The 15905-nt window shown below is 59.7% G+C and carries 13 protein-coding genes; 10 read left to right on the top strand and 3 right to left on the bottom strand.

Translation table 11 applies throughout. The features are described from left to right. Positions 1 to 35 precede the first annotated feature (35 nt). Entirely contained in the window at positions 36 to 2297 is a 2262-nt protein-coding gene (locus QZ766_RS01310; RefSeq protein WP_297196452.1) for a TonB-dependent siderophore receptor, read from the top strand. Between the two features lie 50 nt (positions 2298 to 2347). Further along, entirely contained in the window at positions 2348 to 2995 is a 648-nt protein-coding gene (entD, locus tag QZ766_RS01305) for an enterobactin synthase subunit EntD (RefSeq protein ID WP_297196418.1), read from the top strand. Here entD and QZ766_RS01300 read toward each other — a convergent pair. After that, positions 2987 to 5050 carry a choline transporter gene (locus QZ766_RS01300; protein ID WP_297196417.1) on the bottom strand — a complete coding sequence of 688 codons (2064 nt, stop codon included), beginning with the start codon at positions 5048 to 5050 and terminating at the stop codon, positions 2987 to 2989. The two genes, entD and QZ766_RS01300, sit on opposite strands and share 9 nt — an antisense overlap. Before the next feature lie 127 nt (positions 5051 to 5177). On the opposite strand from QZ766_RS01300, the gene betI reads away from it, so the two are divergent. From betI to betA, 3 genes are read left to right on the top strand one after another with little or no spacing between them, the layout of a single operon-like run. After that, positions 5178 to 5771 (top strand): transcriptional regulator BetI, encoded by a 594-nt coding sequence (betI, locus tag QZ766_RS01295; protein ID WP_297196416.1) that lies wholly within the window; start codon positions 5178 to 5180, stop codon positions 5769 to 5771. Positions 5772 to 5782: 11 nt separating this feature from the next. Then, positions 5783 to 7255 (top strand): betaine-aldehyde dehydrogenase, encoded by a 1473-nt coding sequence (betB, locus tag QZ766_RS01290; RefSeq protein WP_297196414.1) that lies wholly within the window; start codon positions 5783 to 5785, stop codon positions 7253 to 7255. A gap of 13 nt (positions 7256 to 7268) precedes the next feature. Then, positions 7269 to 8951, top strand: a complete 1683-nt coding sequence (betA, locus tag QZ766_RS01285) for a choline dehydrogenase (protein ID WP_297196412.1) — start codon at positions 7269 to 7271, stop codon at positions 8949 to 8951. Here betA and QZ766_RS01280 read toward each other — a convergent pair. Further along, positions 8938 to 9633: a GNAT family protein gene (locus QZ766_RS01280; protein WP_297196410.1), complete on the bottom strand. Its 696-nt coding sequence runs from the start codon at positions 9631 to 9633 to the stop codon at positions 8938 to 8940. The genes betA and QZ766_RS01280 overlap by 14 nt on opposite strands. Before the next feature lie 335 nt (positions 9634 to 9968). On the opposite strand from QZ766_RS01280, the gene QZ766_RS01275 reads away from it, so the two are divergent. From QZ766_RS01275 to QZ766_RS01255, 5 genes are all read left to right on the top strand, one after another. Beyond that, on the top strand, positions 9969 to 12155 hold the full coding sequence (locus QZ766_RS01275; protein WP_297196408.1) for a TonB-dependent receptor: 2187 nt from the start codon (positions 9969 to 9971) through the stop codon (positions 12153 to 12155). Further along, entirely contained in the window at positions 12152 to 12889 is a 738-nt protein-coding gene (locus tag QZ766_RS01270; RefSeq protein ID WP_297196406.1) for a TonB family protein, read from the top strand. Before QZ766_RS01275 ends, QZ766_RS01270 begins: the two co-directional genes overlap by 4 nt. Before the next feature lie 302 nt (positions 12890 to 13191). Beyond that, on the top strand, positions 13192 to 13581 hold the full coding sequence (locus QZ766_RS01265; RefSeq protein WP_297196404.1) for a polymorphic toxin type 44 domain-containing protein: 390 nt from the start codon (positions 13192 to 13194) through the stop codon (positions 13579 to 13581). Continuing rightward, positions 13559 to 13984, top strand: a complete 426-nt coding sequence (locus tag QZ766_RS01260) for a hypothetical protein (RefSeq protein ID WP_297196402.1) — start codon at positions 13559 to 13561, stop codon at positions 13982 to 13984. The genes QZ766_RS01265 and QZ766_RS01260 overlap by 23 nt, the downstream gene beginning before the upstream one ends. Before the next feature lie 180 nt (positions 13985 to 14164). Then, on the top strand, positions 14165 to 14488 hold the full coding sequence (locus QZ766_RS01255) for a contact-dependent growth inhibition system immunity protein (protein ID WP_297196400.1): 324 nt from the start codon (positions 14165 to 14167) through the stop codon (positions 14486 to 14488). Between the two features lie 30 nt (positions 14489 to 14518). On the opposite strand, the gene QZ766_RS01250 is transcribed toward QZ766_RS01255, so the two are convergent. Beyond that, the gene (locus QZ766_RS01250; protein WP_297196450.1) at positions 14519 to 15862 is read right to left on the bottom strand and encodes an aspartate aminotransferase family protein; all 1344 of its coding nucleotides are present in this window, start codon (positions 15860 to 15862) and stop codon (positions 14519 to 14521) included. Between the last annotated feature and the right edge of the window lie 43 nt (positions 15863 to 15905).

The raw sequence follows: 15905 nt of genomic DNA, 5'->3' as shown, positions 1-15905 counted from the left end.
CGGTGATGCGTTTTGACAAACGGGGTAATAACAGCATGCACAGCAAATTAAAATCACTGGCTCTTTGGGTCAATCTGGGTATCTACGGGGTGGCGCTGCCGCTGCAGGCCGCAGAAACGACGGATAAAAAAGCGGAAGACGCCGAAGAGACCATCGTCGTCACCGCCGCGCAGCAGAACCTGCAGGCGCCCGGCGTTTCTACCATCACCGCCGATGAGATCCGCAAGAGCCCGCCGGCCCGCGACATCTCAGAAATTATCCGCAAAATGCCCGGCGTGAACCTGACCGGCAACTCCACCAGCGGCCAGCGCGGCAACAACCGCCAGATTGATATTCGCGGCATGGGCCCGGAAAACACCCTGATTCTGGTGGACGGCAAGCCGGTCACCAGCCGCAACTCGGTGCGCCTGGGCTGGCGCGGCGAGCGTGATACCCGCGGCGATACCGCCTGGGTGCCGCCGGAAATGATCGAACGCATTGAAGTGCTGCGCGGCCCGGCGGCGGCGCGCTACGGCAACGGCGCGGCGGGCGGCGTGGTGAACATCATCACTAAAAAAGGCGGCAGCGACTGGCACGGTTCGTGGGACACCTACTTCAACGCGCCGGAGCACAAATCCGAAGGCGCCACCAAGCGCACTAACTTCAGCCTCAACGGCCCGCTGGGCGGGGATTTCAGCTTCCGCCTGTACGGCAACCTCGATAAGACCCAGGCCGACGCCTGGGATATCAACAAAGGGCATACCTCCCTGCGCACCGGCTCCTATTCCGACACCATGCCGGCAGGCCGCGAAGGGGTTATCAATAAAGACATTAACGGCTCGGTGCGCTGGGACTTCGCGCCGATGCAGTCCCTGGAATTTGAAGCAGGCTACAGCCGCCAGGGCAACCTGTATGCCGGGGATACTCAGAACACCAACACCAACGCGCTGGTCAAAGATCGCTACGGCAAAGAGACTAACCGCCTGTATCGCCAGACCTACGCCCTGACCTGGAACGGCGGCTGGGACAACGGCGTCACCACCACCAGTTGGGCCCAGTACGAGCACACCCGCAACTCCCGCACCCCGGAAGGCCTGGCGGGCGGCACGGAAGGGATTTTCGATCCGAAGGCGTCGCAGAAATTTGTCGATGCCGACCTGAGCGACGTCACCCTGCACAGTGAAGTAAACCTGCCGCTGCAGCTGCTGGTAAACCAGACCCTGACGCTGGGCACCGAGTGGAACCAGCAAAAACTGAAAGATGAGCTTTCCAACTCGCAAACTTTCATGGGCGGCACCATTCCGGGCTTTGACAACAGCCAGCGCAGCCCCTATTCGAAAGCCAAAATCTTCTCCCTGTTCGCCGAAGATAATATCGAGCTGACCGACACCACCATGCTGACGCCGGGCCTGCGCTTCGATCACCATACCGTTACCGGCGACAACTGGAGCCCGTCCCTGAACCTGTCCCAGGGCCTCGGCGACGACTTCACCCTGAAAATGGGCATCGCCCGCGCCTACAAAGCACCGAGCCTGTACCAGACAAACTCGAATTACATTCTCTACAGCAAGGGCCAGGGCTGCTACGCCACCGGTTCGGCAAGCGGTATCGGCTGCTACCTGATGGGCAACGACAACCTCGATGCGGAAACCAGCATTAACAAAGAGATCGGGCTGGAGTTCAAGCGCGACGGCTGGCAGGCGGGCGTGACCTGGTTCCGCAACGACTACCACAACAAGATTGAGGCGGGCACGGTGCCGGTGGAACGCATCGGCAGCGGCAAAAACCAAACCGATATCTACCAGTGGGAAAATATTCACCGCGCGGTAGTGGAAGGGCTGGAAGGCTCGCTGAACGTGCCGGTTAGCGAGACCATTAACTGGACCAACAACCTGACTTACATGCTGAAGAGCAAAAACAAAGAGACCGGCGAGCGCCTGTCGATCATCCCGGACTACACCCTCAACTCGACCCTGAGCTGGCAGGCGCGGGAAGATCTCTCCCTGCAGTCAACCCTGACCTGGTACGGCACCCAGAAGCCGAAGAAGTTTGACTACCAGGGCAAGCGCGTACATGGTTCTGACAGCAGCGAAGTCAGCCCGTACAGCATCGTCGGCCTGAGCGCCACCTGGGACGTTACCAAAACCGTCAGCCTGACCGGCGGCGTGGACAACGTCTTCGACAAGCGCCTGTACCGCGAGGGCAACGCCCAGACCACGGGGAATATTAATACCAACTCTTACATGTACGGCGCCGGTGCCAACACCTATAACGAACCGGGCCGCACCTGGTATATGAGCGTTAACACCCGCTTCTGATATGCTCTGCTCCTCCCCTTCCCCGGGGAGGAGAATCAGGAGACCGCCCCATGCACACCCGCCACAGCACCTTTTCTCTCAGCGGACACATCCTGCACCGCGTTGATTTTGATCCCGCTACCTTCAGCGACGACGATCTGCGCTGGCTGCCGCATCACCCGAACTTTAGCCGCGCGGTGGTCAAGCGCAAAGCCGAACATCTGGCGGGCCGCCTGGCGGCGTTTTACGCCCTGCAGGCGCACGGCATCGAGCACGTTGCCGGAACGGGCGACCGCCGCCAGCCTCTGTGGCCGGACGGCTGGTACGGCAGCATCAGCCACTGCGGAAACCGCGCGCTGGCTACGGTGGCTAAAACGCCAGTTGGGGTTGATATCGAGAAGATTATTGACGCCGGGCACTGCGAAGAGATTGCGCCGGGGATTATCGGCGCGGCGGAGCGGAAGGTGCTGGAGGCCTGCGGGCTGGATTTCCCGCCGGGATTAACGCTGGCGTTCAGCGCAAAAGAGAGCCTGTACAAAGCGCTCTCTTTTCGTCTCAATCACATTCCTGAATTTAGCACCGCAGAGGTGATTCACTGCGGCAGCGATAGTCTGACCTTGCGTCTTAATGCCGGATTCCATCCGGCGCTGGCGGGGGAAAACTGCCGCCTTCCCTGGCGGCAGATCGACGACAGCGTTGTCACTCTGGCGTTAGCCTGACTCACGTTCCGTGGCGGCATCCGGGAAAGTAATGTTGTTACCGGGCGCCTCGCGGTTCAGGTGGATAAAGTTCAGGTGCCGCTCGTACTGGTCGAGAATATCGGTAATCACCTGCTCCTTGCTGTAGTCCATCAGGTCGTTACCCTGGCTGCCCTCCAGCAAGAAGGTCTCCAGCCGGTAGTAGGTGGATTTACCGTTGCGGGCGCGCACCGTAAAGCCGGGCACCGAATAGCGCTGGGGCCAGATCTGGTAGATGAAGTTCTGCTCGTCCCCCAGGTGCACCAGCAGCGACAGGTGGCCCAGCGTTTCATCATGCTCCGGCGGCAGCTTTTTCAGCTCGATGTACGCCCCGCGCAGCTTGAGCTCCTTCGCCACCTCTTCCATTGCCGGGAAGCAGACGGTATCCATCATCTGGCTGGTATAGCGGGTGCCGGGATAGTTCATCAGACGCGACAGGCGCTTTTTCCAGTTCAGCCGATCCTGCATGCCAATGGCGCGCGGTGCGGTTTCGCGGCTGGCGCTGGCGCGGCGGTAGTCTTCCACCTTGAGGGATTTATACAGCCCGGCCATCACGAAGAAGATCACGAAGCTGAACGGCAGGCCCATGATCACCGTAGTGTTTTGCAGCGCCGAAATTCCGTTGGTCATCAGCATCCCGAGGGTCAGCAGGCCGATAGCTACGGACCAGAAGATGCGCAGCCAGTTCGGCGCGTCGCTGTTGATGTCCTTCAGCTTCGAGGTGAAGTTGCCCAGCACCAGCGCGCCGGAGTCCGCCGAGGTGACGTAAAACAGCAGGCCGGTAATCGTCGCGATAGACGCGCTGAAAGTAAAGCCGGGGTACTGCGCCAGCAGGCTGTAGAAGCCGCGTTCGGGATGGTTCATCGCCTCCTGGGCGAAGGCTGTGCCGCCGTGAAGGATGGTGTACAGCGCGCTGTTACCGAACACCGACAGCCACAGCAGGGTGAAGGTGAATGGAATGATCAGCGTGCCCATGACGAACTGGCGGATAGTACGCCCGCGGGAGATGCGCGCGAGGAACAGGCCGACGAACGGCGACCACGCTACCCACCACGCCCAGAAGAACAGCGTCCAGTTATTCATCCACTCGGTGGGCCGGTCAAAAGCAAAGCTGTTGAGCGTCATGCCGAGGAAGCGGTTAACGTAGTCACCAACGTTAAGCACCAGCGCGTTGAGCAGGAACGAGGTGTCGCCCATAAACAGCACGAACAGAATCAGCCCCAGCGCCATCAGCACGTTCAGCTCGGAGAGGATGCGGATGCCTTTATCTACACCGGAGGTGACGGAAATGGTGGCAATAATCACCGACAGCGCAATCAGCGCCGCTTTCGCCGCCATGCTGTCGGGAATGTTGAACAGCACGCTGAGGCCGTAATTGAGCTGCACCACGCCAATACCGAGCGTAGTGGCAATACCAAAAATGGTACCGATCACCGCCGCGATATCCACCGTGTGGCCGATAGGGCCGTTTATTTTTTTACCGAAAATCGGGTACAGCGCCGAGCGGATAGTAAGCGGCAAATTATAACGATAGCTAAAGTATGCGAGCGCCATCCCCATCAGGGCATACATTGACCAGCCGGTCAGCCCGTAGTGGAACAGCGTCCAGACCATCGCCTGGCGCGCGGCCTCCAGCGTCTGCCCCTGCCCTTCCGGCGGCTGCATGTACTGGGTTACCGGTTCGGCCACCGAGAAGAACATCAGATCGATGCCGATACCGGCGGCGAACAGCATCGCCGACCAGCTCAGCAGGCTAAATTCCGGCTTCGACTGTTCCGGCCCGAGCTTGACCGAGCCGTAGCGCGACCCCGCAATACAGACCACAAAGACGATATACAGCGTGGCTGCCAGCAGGTAGTACCAGCCAAACGTTGCAGACACCCAGTTCAGCGTGCGGCTGATCCAGGCGGCAGACAAATCACTGAAAAAAATCGTGACCAGGGAAAACAACAAAATCAGCCCCGCCGACGTGTAAAAAACCACCGGATTGATTTTGTCTTTTTCTCTGTTTTCAGAGGGTGGTGAAAGGTTTGGCATCCCGTTTCCTCACTATTTTTGTAACCATTGAAATCAAAATCGCTAACAATTAAGACACAATTTATATTGAACGTCCAATTAAAAACCGCTTAAATAGATAACTCATACTTATGGATGGAGCAGTGAAATGCCCAAACTGGGAATGCAGCCGATCCGCCAGCGCCAGCTTATTGACGCGACGCTGGACGCCATCAATGAAGTCGGACTGCACGACACCACCATTGCGCAAATTGCCCGCCGTGCGGGCGTGTCCACCGGCATCATCGGGCACTACTTCCGCGACAAGAACGGCCTGCTGGAAGCCACGATGCGCGACATCACCAGCCAGCTGCGCCAGGCAATCCTCACCCGGCTGCGCGCCCTGGAAGGGGCCAGCGCCAAAATCCGGCTGGAAGCCATCGTGGCGGGCAACTTTGACGAAACCCAGATCCATTCGGCGGCCATGAAAGCGTGGCTCGACTTCTGGGCCAGCAGCATGCACCAGCCAGCGCTGTACCGGCTGCAGCAGCTCAGCAACCGCCGCCTGCAGTCGACCATCACGGTGGAGTTTCGCCGGGTGCTCGGACGCGACGCCGCCCGGGACGCGGCCTACGGCCTGGTGGCGCTGATTGACGGCCTCTGGCTGCGCGGCGCGCTGAGCGGCGAGCCCTTCGACCCGCATCGCGCAGAAGCGCTCGCCAACCGCTACATCGGCCAGCATTTGCCTGAAAATTTACAATAACGGAGAACAGCATGACCCGAATCGCCGACCAACAGCTCTACATTCACGGCGCCTACGTTCCGGCGACCAGCGGCAAGACCTTTGACACCATTAACCCGGCCACCGGCGAAGTGCTGGCTACCCTGCAGGCCGCGGGCAAAGACGATGTCGAACGCGCCGTTGCCAGCGCCCGGGAAGGACAGAAAGTCTGGGCTGCGATGACCGCGGTCGCCCGCTCGCGCATCCTGCGCCGCGCCGTCGATCTGCTGCGCGAGCGCAACGACGAGCTGGCCCGGCTGGAGACGCTGGATACCGGCAAACCGTTCAGTGAAACGTCAAGCGTGGACATCGTGACCGGTGCCGACGTGCTGGAGTATTACGCGGGGCTGATCCCGGCGCTGGAAGGCAGCCAGATCCCGCTGCGCGAAACGTCATTTGTCTATACCCGCCGCGAACCGCTGGGCGTGGTGGCCGGTATCGGCGCGTGGAACTATCCGATCCAGATTGCGCTGTGGAAATCCGCCCCGGCGCTGGCCGCAGGCAACGCGATGATCTTCAAGCCCAGCGAGGTTACGCCCCTCACCGCCCTGAAGCTAGCGGAAATTTATACCGAGGCCGGCCTGCCGGACGGAGTGTTTAACGTTCTGCCGGGCGCCGGTGCCGAAACCGGCCAGCTGCTGACCGAACATCCGGGTATCGACAAAGTCTCTTTCACCGGCGGCGTAGTGAGCGGCAAAAAAGTGATGGCCGCCGCCGCGGGCTCGACCCTGAAAGAGGTCACGATGGAGCTGGGCGGCAAGTCGCCGCTGATTATTTTTGACGATGCCGACCTCGATACCGCCGCCGACATTGCGATGATGGCTAACTTCTTCAGCTCCGGCCAGGTATGTACCAACGGCACCCGGGTGTTTGTGCCCCAGGCGCTGAAAGGTGAATTTGAACAGAAAATCGTCGAGCGCGTGGCCCGCATCCGCGCCGGAGACGTCTTCAACGACAGCACTAACTTCGGCCCGCTGGTGAGCTTCCCGCACCGGGAAAACGTGCTGCGCTTTATTGAAGCCGGCAAGCGCGAAGGGGCAACCCTGCTGTGCGGCGGCGACGTGCTTAAGGGCGACGGTTTCGACAACGGCGCCTGGGTGGCACCGACGGTATTTACCGACTGCCGCGACGACATGACCATCGTGCGGGAAGAGATCTTTGGCCCGGTGATGAGCATTCTCAGCTACGGCGATGAAGAGGAAGCCGTGCGCCGCGCCAACGATACCGACTTCGGCCTCGCCGCGGGCCTGGTAACGCAGGATCTCAACCGCGCCCACCGCGTTATCCACCAGCTGGAAGCGGGGATCTGCTGGATCAATACCTGGGGCGAGTCCCCGGCGGAAATGCCGGTTGGCGGCTACAAGCACTCCGGCGTCGGGCGCGAGAACGGCGTGATGACGCTGCAAAGCTACACCCAGGTGAAGTCCATCCAGGTTGAGATGGCTAAATTTCAGTCCGTGTTTTAACTGAGGGGGATGAATGGAATTTGATTACATCATTATCGGTGCCGGCTCCGCCGGCAACGTCCTGGCTACCCGACTGACGGAAGATGCCGACACCACCGTGCTGCTGCTGGAAGCCGGCGGACCGGATTACCGCTTTGATTTCCGCACTCAGATGCCGGCGGCGCTGGCTTATCCGCTGCAGGGCAAGCGCTATAACTGGGCCTATGAAACCGAGCCGGAACCGCACATGAACAATCGCCGCATGGAGTGCGGACGCGGCAAGGGCCTCGGCGGCTCGTCGCTGATCAACGGCATGTGCTACATCCGCGGCAACGCGATGGATCTCGACAACTGGGCGCAGGCGAAAGGCCTGGAGCACTGGAGCTACCTCGACTGCCTGCCCTACTACCGCAAAGCTGAAACCCGCGATATCGGGCCCAACGACTGGCACGGCGGCGACGGCCCGGTCAGCGTGGCAACGCCGAAAAACGGCAACAACCCGCTGTTCCACGCTATGGTAGAAGCCGGCGTTGAGGCGGGCTATCCGCGCACCGACGATCTGAACGGCTACCAGCAGGAAGGCTTCGGGCCGATGGACAGAACGGTCACCCCGCAGGGGCGCCGCGCCAGTACCGCCCGCGGCTATCTGGATCAGGCAAAGCAGCGTCCGAACCTGACCATTAAAACCCACGCGGTCACCGACCACATTATTTTTGACGACAAGCGCGCCGTTGGCGTCGAGTGGCTGGAGGGCAGCAGCACCATCCCGTCGAAAGCCACCGCCCGCAAAGAAGTGCTGCTGTGCGCCGGCGCCATCGCCTCGCCGCAGATCCTGCAGCGCTCCGGCGTCGGCGATCCGGCCCTGCTGCGCCAGTTCGATATTCCGCTGGTGCACCCGCTGCCGGGCGTCGGCGAGAATCTGCAGGATCACCTCGAGATGTACCTGCAGTACGAATGTAAAGAGCCGGTGTCGCTGTACCCTGCCCTGCAGTGGTGGAACCAGCCGAAAATCGGCGCCGAGTGGCTGTTCAGCGGTACCGGCGTCGGCGCCAGCAACCAGTTTGAAGCGGGCGGATTTATCCGCAGCCGGAAAGAGTTCGACTGGCCGAACATTCAGTACCACTTCCTGCCGGTGGCCATTAACTACAACGGCTCCAACGCGGTGAAAGAGCACGGCTTCCAGTGCCACGTCGGCTCCATGCGCTCCCCGAGCCGCGGCCACGTGCGCATCAAGTCGCGGGATCCGCACGCCCATCCGGCGATCCTGTTCAACTACATGTCTACCGACCAGGACTGGCAGGAGTTTCGCGACGCGATCCGCATTACCCGCGAAATCATGCACCAGCCGGCGCTGGACAAGTACCGCGGGCGCGAGATTAGCCCCGGCGCGGATTGCCAGAGCGACGAGCAGCTCGACGAATTCGTACGCAACCATGCAGAAACCGCCTTCCACCCGTGCGGCACCTGCAAAATGGGCTATGACGAGATGGCGGTGGTTGACGGCGAAGGCCGGGTGCACGGCCTGCAGGGACTGCGGGTGGTGGATGCGTCAATTATGCCGCTGATCATCACCGGCAACCTCAACGCCACCACCATCATGATCGGCGAGAAGATGGCGGACGCGATCCGCGGCCGCCAGCCGCTGCCGCGCAGCACCGCCGACTACTACGTGGCGGGCGACGCGCCGGTGCGTAAGGATCCGCTCAGGAGCTTCTGAGGCGGGTAAGCTGCTGGCCTTCGGCATCGAAATTGTCCGGGGCCAGCCAGCGTTGAAGGGCCGCATCCACCTGCGGCCATTCTTCTTCAATAATCGACAGCCAGTCGCTGTCGCGGCTGCGCCCCTTGCGCACCATCTTATTGCGAAAGCGCCCTTCGAAAGTAAATCCCAGACGCTCCGCCGCCCGGCGCGAGGCGGTATTCAGCGAGTCGGTCTTCCACTCCACCCGGCGATAGCCGCAGGCAAATGCCTCCCGCAGCAGAAGCCACACTGCTTCGGTGCCGATAGCGCTCTGCTTCATGGCCCGCGACCAGGTGACGTGACCAATCTCCACCGTACCGTGGGCGCGGTCGATGGACATAAAACACACCACGCCCACCGCCCTGCCGCTTTGCGACTCAATGACCGCAAACGGCACCAGCGCCGGATCGCTGACTTTCTCCTCCAGCCAGGCGGCGCAGGCTTCAACAGAGTCCGGGCGATTGCTGTTAAGCCAGGTCCAGTCGCGGTTGTCCTGCGCCAGCGCGAAGGCGGCGTACAGGTCGGCGGCGTGCGCGGCGGCATTGAGCGGCGCCAGCTGCGCGAGCCTGCCGTCCAGCGGATGGCGCTCAAGCACCCCGGCGCCGCGCCAGTCGGGAACCTTTCTGCCTACAGTCTGGCCGTATTCGTTAATTTCTGTCATGGATATTCCTGTTTATTATCCGGACTTTCGAAGTAGCGAAGTTACGTGTTAATACCAGCAGAGATCATCATCAGTAGCCAGCAATTGTTCGCACGGAGTCAAACCGCGCCAGCGCGATCCCCTGACATGCGCCCTTATTAATGATAATGATTATCATTTCACTTGACTATTAATAACCCACCGTGATTTACTGGCGCCTCTTATTTCCAGGGATGCGATTTTTTTCTTCTAATATGTGTAATAACCTTAAAATAAACAATCCGCTTATTTTGTGCGGCTTTTTAGCTATTTTCTTTAATACCTCAACCGTTAGTGCCGAAGATAACCGCGGGGAGATGACGCTGGGTGACATTGATATTACCGGGCGGCGTGAATCATCCGATAGCGAATTTATTGGCCGGGAACAAATAGACCGCTTTCGCGGTACGGGCAACGGCGACGCGCTGTCGGGCATTCGCGGTTTACAGGTCAATAGCCTGCGCAACGAGGCGGGTGCCATCGACGTTGGGGTGCGCGGGTTTCAGGGCGAGGGGCGCGTGCCGGTCATTATTGACGGCAGCCTGCAGTCAACCCACACCTTCCGCGGCTATCAGGGCGAGAGCGATCGCACCTACATCGATATGGATCTCATTAGCCAGGTGCAGGTTGACCGCGGTGCGACGCCGGGGAAATATTCCACCGGCGCGGTGGGCGGCCTGGTGCAAATGAAAACCTTAGGCGTTGATGATATATTATTGCCCGGCGAAAACTTTGGATTATTATTTAAAGGCAGCACCTACAATAATAACCGCAAGCCGGATATTCCCGGCGATGAAACAGGCCAGCAGCGTTATTTATTATCCGACCGTATTCACAGCGGGCGCTTTAATAACGGCGCGGGCACCGCGGCGCTGGCCTGGCAAAGTGACGCCATCGATCTGGTGCTGGCCTATTCCCGGCGCAGCGTCGGCAACTATTTTGCCGGCAAGCGCGGCAGCCGCCGTTTTGGCGACGATCGGGTAGTCGATCCGGGTCAGGAAGTGGTTAACACCAGCTACCAGAGCGATTCCGGGATCGCCAAACTCGGGTTAAATCTGAACGATAACCAGCGCCTGTCGTTTAACTACCGCCGCCACGTGCAGAAAGCGGGCGAAGTGATGGCCGCCTACTGGTACAAGCAGTCTAACGACGGCGACGATACCACCAGCTGGACCTCCCCGCCGGGGAAAGACGCCATGCCGCAGTGGTCGCTGGGATCGGCGGCGGTGAATGCCGCCAGCGTGGATTACGCCTACCAGCCGCAGGATTCCGCGCTGGTTGATTTTAACCTCGGCCTGTGGAAAACCGCGGCGCGCCTCGACCAGCACAACGGCGCCTGGGGAGCGGGACGCGCGGGGGATCAGTACAAGCTGCGCTATACCGACGACCGCCAGGGCATCAACCTCAGCAACCGCAGCAGCCTGCGGGCTATCCCGCTCAGCCTGGAGTACGGCGCGGCCTACGACGAGCAGCGGATGAAGCCCCGGGCGAAAAAGGATCGGGTGGCGCGGGACGGCCGCCGCCACGAGCGCAGCGCGTGGCTGAACGCCACCCTGGACTATGCGCCGGTTACAGTAGCACTCGGCAGCAAAATCCACCGGGCCGGCGTAACGGACTACCGCTACCAGACCCACACCGACAACCGGGCCAAAACCGATTTGTTCAGCCAGGTAACCCTGCACGTCACGCACAATATCGACCTGTACGCCAAAGCCTCCAGCACCTGGCGCAGCCCGAGCCTGTTTGAATCCACGCGTTCCGCGCAGACCTACAATTACGATCCCAACCGTCCGCTGAAGCCGGAGAACGCATGGAACCGGGAAGTTGGAGTAAGCGGCCAGTTCAGCGACGTTTTCACAAAAGATGAAAAAATTAGCGTCAAGGTGGATTATTTCAACAATCACGTGAAGGATTTTATCTCCGCCAATATGCTGAAATACCAGCGCGGGGAAGACTGGCGCTCCAGCTACTCGTTCCTGAACTTTGACAGCGTCACCATGAAGGGCGTGGAGCTGGCGGCCAGCTACGACAACCCGCGTTTTTTCGCCGATGCCTCCGCCACTTTCTACCGCAAGCCGGAGATTTGCTCCCGCGACGCGGCGGTGGAGCGCTATTTCGACGAGGTGATGGTCGGGCCAAGCTGCACATCGGTAGGCTACGCCCTGAGCATGGTCTCCGCGCGCGTGCCGCCCCGCCGGGCCTATAACCTCACCGTCGGCACGCGGCTGCTGGACGGCGATCTGACTCTCGGCAGCCGCCTGCGCTACCACTCCGGCAAGCAAAATCCGGAAGGATGGCTGCAGGGCACCGGCGCCAGAGCGGTGGTCGGGATCCCGTCAGAGAAGCTGGTGGATCTGTTTGCTCGCTACCGCGTCAACCCGCAGCTGGATCTGACCTTCAACGTGGATAACCTGACCAACCGCTACACCTTTGACCCGGGCACGGTTATCAGCATGCCGATGCCGGGACGCACGCTACGCGCCGGGATGGAGTTCCGTTTTTGAAACCGGACTACCCATGCGGCCTGCTGCTCTCAATTGCTCTGCACGCCGCGGCCCTGCTGGCGCTGCTATTTGCCAGAGAAGGGCCGCCGGCTAACGGCATCACGCTGGCCGGCGAGGCCGACGCGCTGACAGTATTACTGATTGCCGCCGCATCACCCGAAACCAGCCCGCAAGCCAGCGTGCCGCAGGCGCCCCCCGCAGCAGCGACCGCGGAGGAGAACGCACCGCTTAAGCTACCGACGGCAGAAAGCGGCACCCTGCGGACGGCGAGCGAGAAAGTCGTTCGCAAACCGCTGAAGCGGCGCAGGCCACCCGCCGAAAGGCCGGGCGAACGTCCGGCATCTTCCGCATCCGAACGGGCAGACGTCCCGCAGCAGGGCAAGGACCGCGCCAGCAGCGAGCAGGGCAACGCGACCAGCACCACGCGCCAGAAGATGATCGGCAGCGGCGACGACGAGCGGGCCCGCTACGCGGCGCGCCTGCGCAGCGAAATTGAAACCCACAAGCGCTATCCGCCGCAGGCCAGCCCCGTCAGCGGCGAGGTGACGGTGCGGTTTACGGTAGAGGTGGACGGCAGCCTGCGCGAGCCGCAGCTGGTGCAGTCCTCCGGCAGCCGCAGCCTCGACCGCGCCGCCCTGCTGGCGATCCAGGCCTCGCGCAGCGTCGGACCGCGGCCCGGGGGCTTTAGCCCTTCGGTAAAGGTGACGCTGCGATTTTGGGTGCGGGGGCGGTAGAATGGATCGGAAACTGGAAGACTAATCTTTCGGCTTGTAAAGGAAATACCTTTAATATTACTCGTTAAATTAACCGTTAATAAATTGAAATAGACTCAGTGGATATAAGTCACTTTAACGTAGGGTTGAGGTAGGAATGCTCTATTAGCTTAACAATGAAAACGAATCAAATGTATATCAATATCACCATTAACAAGCAACTATGCGTTCAAGGTTTGAACAGTACTTTTAAGAATTTGGCCTGGTATAAGTCTATTTCCTCTTCACATATAATTTCATTTTTTGATTCTCAAGGATGAATTATGTCTTCAATACCTGTTGCAGGTCCGGGAATTGGTATCGTACGCAACAACATGAAAGATGCTCGAAATCACGGTACATCACGTAATATGGCCGCTCCTTTTATCTATTACTGGTTCTACCAAAAAGTTCGTAACAAAGGCCCATGGGACTACAAGCAATTTGATCCTTACTGGGCAGAATTTGGTAACTTTAACTTTGGAGCTTCAGGATATGCAGCAGGCATCCCACTGAAAATCCTATTAATGGGGGCAGGATGGGCACAATCACGTGCAGGAACTTCAAAATCGGAATGGGGAAAATGGTATAAAGAAGCCCCCTACGGCGATGATCCGCAGGATCAATATTGGATAATTGAAGGAGTAAAATATGCCATTGAAAATGGTTATTAGATGGCTACATTGCATGCTAACAACAATATTACTGGTCATCGTCATTGGTTTCGCAATACTCAACACCGGCGGCGATAGCAGAGCAGACGACAAGCTGGTAAGCTCGCAGCAAATTAGCGACAGCACCTGGCTCTACGTCACGGAATATTCGGGCGGGGGCGCAACCGTAGCGAATGTTTATCGGTATTACCTCTCCGGAAAACGTGAAGGCAATATTCCTGCGAGTCTTGCGAAACAGGTCTATTTCATGGAGGCGGCCGGCAGCGCCGCACGCGTGAGTGTGCAGGGCAACACCTTCCATATCCAATACAGCGGTCGGGTTTTCTCCTTCAGTAACTCAGTTGTTTATGAGGCGAATGGAAAGACGTTTTTGCCACATATCAATTTTCAGGCGAGTAACTGAGCCAGGCGGCTGGCAGTCGCATACTGTTGACGCTAACTTTACGACCAAAACCCTACTGGAAGCGCCGTTGTCAGCGACAGCCCTGGAATGGATGAACATGACTTTCCTGCACGGTTTTCCGGGTTAGATGAAATAATTAACTGGCCGGATTAGCCCTTGATTGATGTATCAGGTTACTTAATGCCCTTAGACAATATACACATTTTCGATAAGCATACCGCCCGCCGCTATCCGGCCGTTCGGAGCATGCTCACCATTTACTTTAATCGCGAGCATGATGATTTTGGCTCTACGCTGGAAGAGATTATCGACAGCTATCTCGACTATAGCGTTCTGATGCGGGCTGAAACAGCCGCTGAAATTACTGCTTTATTAAATATTACGGATGAAGACGCGCTCAATACGCTGATGAACCACATGGCCGATGGGCGATTTCAGCCCGAGCCCTGGGGCGAAACCTGGCGAAGCCTTCTGGAAAAGGTAGACACCCGCCTGAAGCAGTAGCGCCCGGCGCTCACCGGGCACCCTATTCCGTTACTCCGCCTTCGCCAGTGCGCCAAACCCTCCCAGCACCCGATCCAGAATCCCCAGCCCCTGCTGCACCTGCCCGGCGCTGATAGTGCACGGCGGCACGATGTGAATGCGGTTTTCCACCACGAAGCTCAGCAGTCCTGCTTCCGTTAGTGCATTTTTGATAGCCGCCATATCGGCAGCGGCAAGCGGGGTTTTCGTCCGCCGGTCGCTGACCAGCTCCAGAGCCTGAAACAGCCCGCGCCCGCGCACGTTGCCAATGAGTTGATGTCGCGCCGCCAGCGCGTCGAGCCCCGGGCGCAGCGTACCGCTGCCGATGCGTGCGGCGTTCTCCACGACGCCCTCCTCTTTCATCGCATCGAGGGTGGCGACAATGGAGGCCATCGCCAGCGGATGGCCGGAATAGGTCAGGCCGCCGGCGAAGAAATGGTCGTCAAAATAGCGGGCGATGGGCTCGCTAATCACCACGCCGCCGGCCGGGACATAGCCCGAGTTGACGCCCTTGGCGAAGGTGATTAAGTCCGGCACCACACCGTCCTGTTCGAACGCAAACCAGCTGCCGGTGCGGCCAAACCCGGCCATGACCTCGTCGAGGATCAGCACGATACCGAACTCATCGGCCAGGGCGCGCACGCCCTGCATGTAGCCGGCGGGCGGCACCAGAATGCCGGCCGTGCCCGGGATCGACTCCAGCAGAATAGCGGCAATGGCCCCCGGTCCTTCGCACTCGATAATCCGCCGCAGGTGCGCCAGCGCGCGGCTGCACTCTTCCTCTTCCGTGACGGCGTTAAATTCGCTGCGATAAAGGTAGGGGTTAAAGAAGTGAACGTGACCGCGGGAGTACTCGTTCGGCACCCGCCGCCAGTCGCCGGTGGCGGCAATGGCGCTGCCGGTGTTGCCGTGATAGGAACGGTAGGCGGAGAGCACTTTATCGCGGCCGGTAAACAGACGCGCCATGCGGATCGCGTTCTCGTTAGCGTCGGCCCCGGCGTTGGTGAAGAACACTTTGCTGAATCCCTCCGGGGCCAGTTCGATAATGCGCTTCGCCGCTTCGCCACGTGCCAGATTGGCGGTAGCCGGCGCGATCGTCACCAGCGATTCCAGCTGCGCGCGCATCGCCGCCAGCACTTTCGGATGCTGGTAGCCGATGTTCACGTTCACCAGCTGGCTACTGAAGTCGAGATAGCGGTTGCCGTCGTAATCCCACAGCTCGCAGCCCTGCGCCCCGGCAATCACCAGCGGGTTGAGGTTGCCCTGCGCCGACCACGAGTGGAACACGTAATCCCGGTCGAGCTGGCGGACGTCGCGGTTGCTGAGCGCGCTGTGGTTCTGAAATGGCTGGGTCATGGTTTGCTCCTGCGGTGCGTAATGTGTCGCTTCATCATTAACG

Origin of the sequence: uncultured Pluralibacter sp. (assembly GCF_913775985.1) — a bacterium.
In the GTDB taxonomy this organism is placed as follows: domain Bacteria; phylum Pseudomonadota; class Gammaproteobacteria; order Enterobacterales; family Enterobacteriaceae; genus Pluralibacter.
This window is presented reverse-complemented; position numbering and strand designations above follow the sequence as displayed.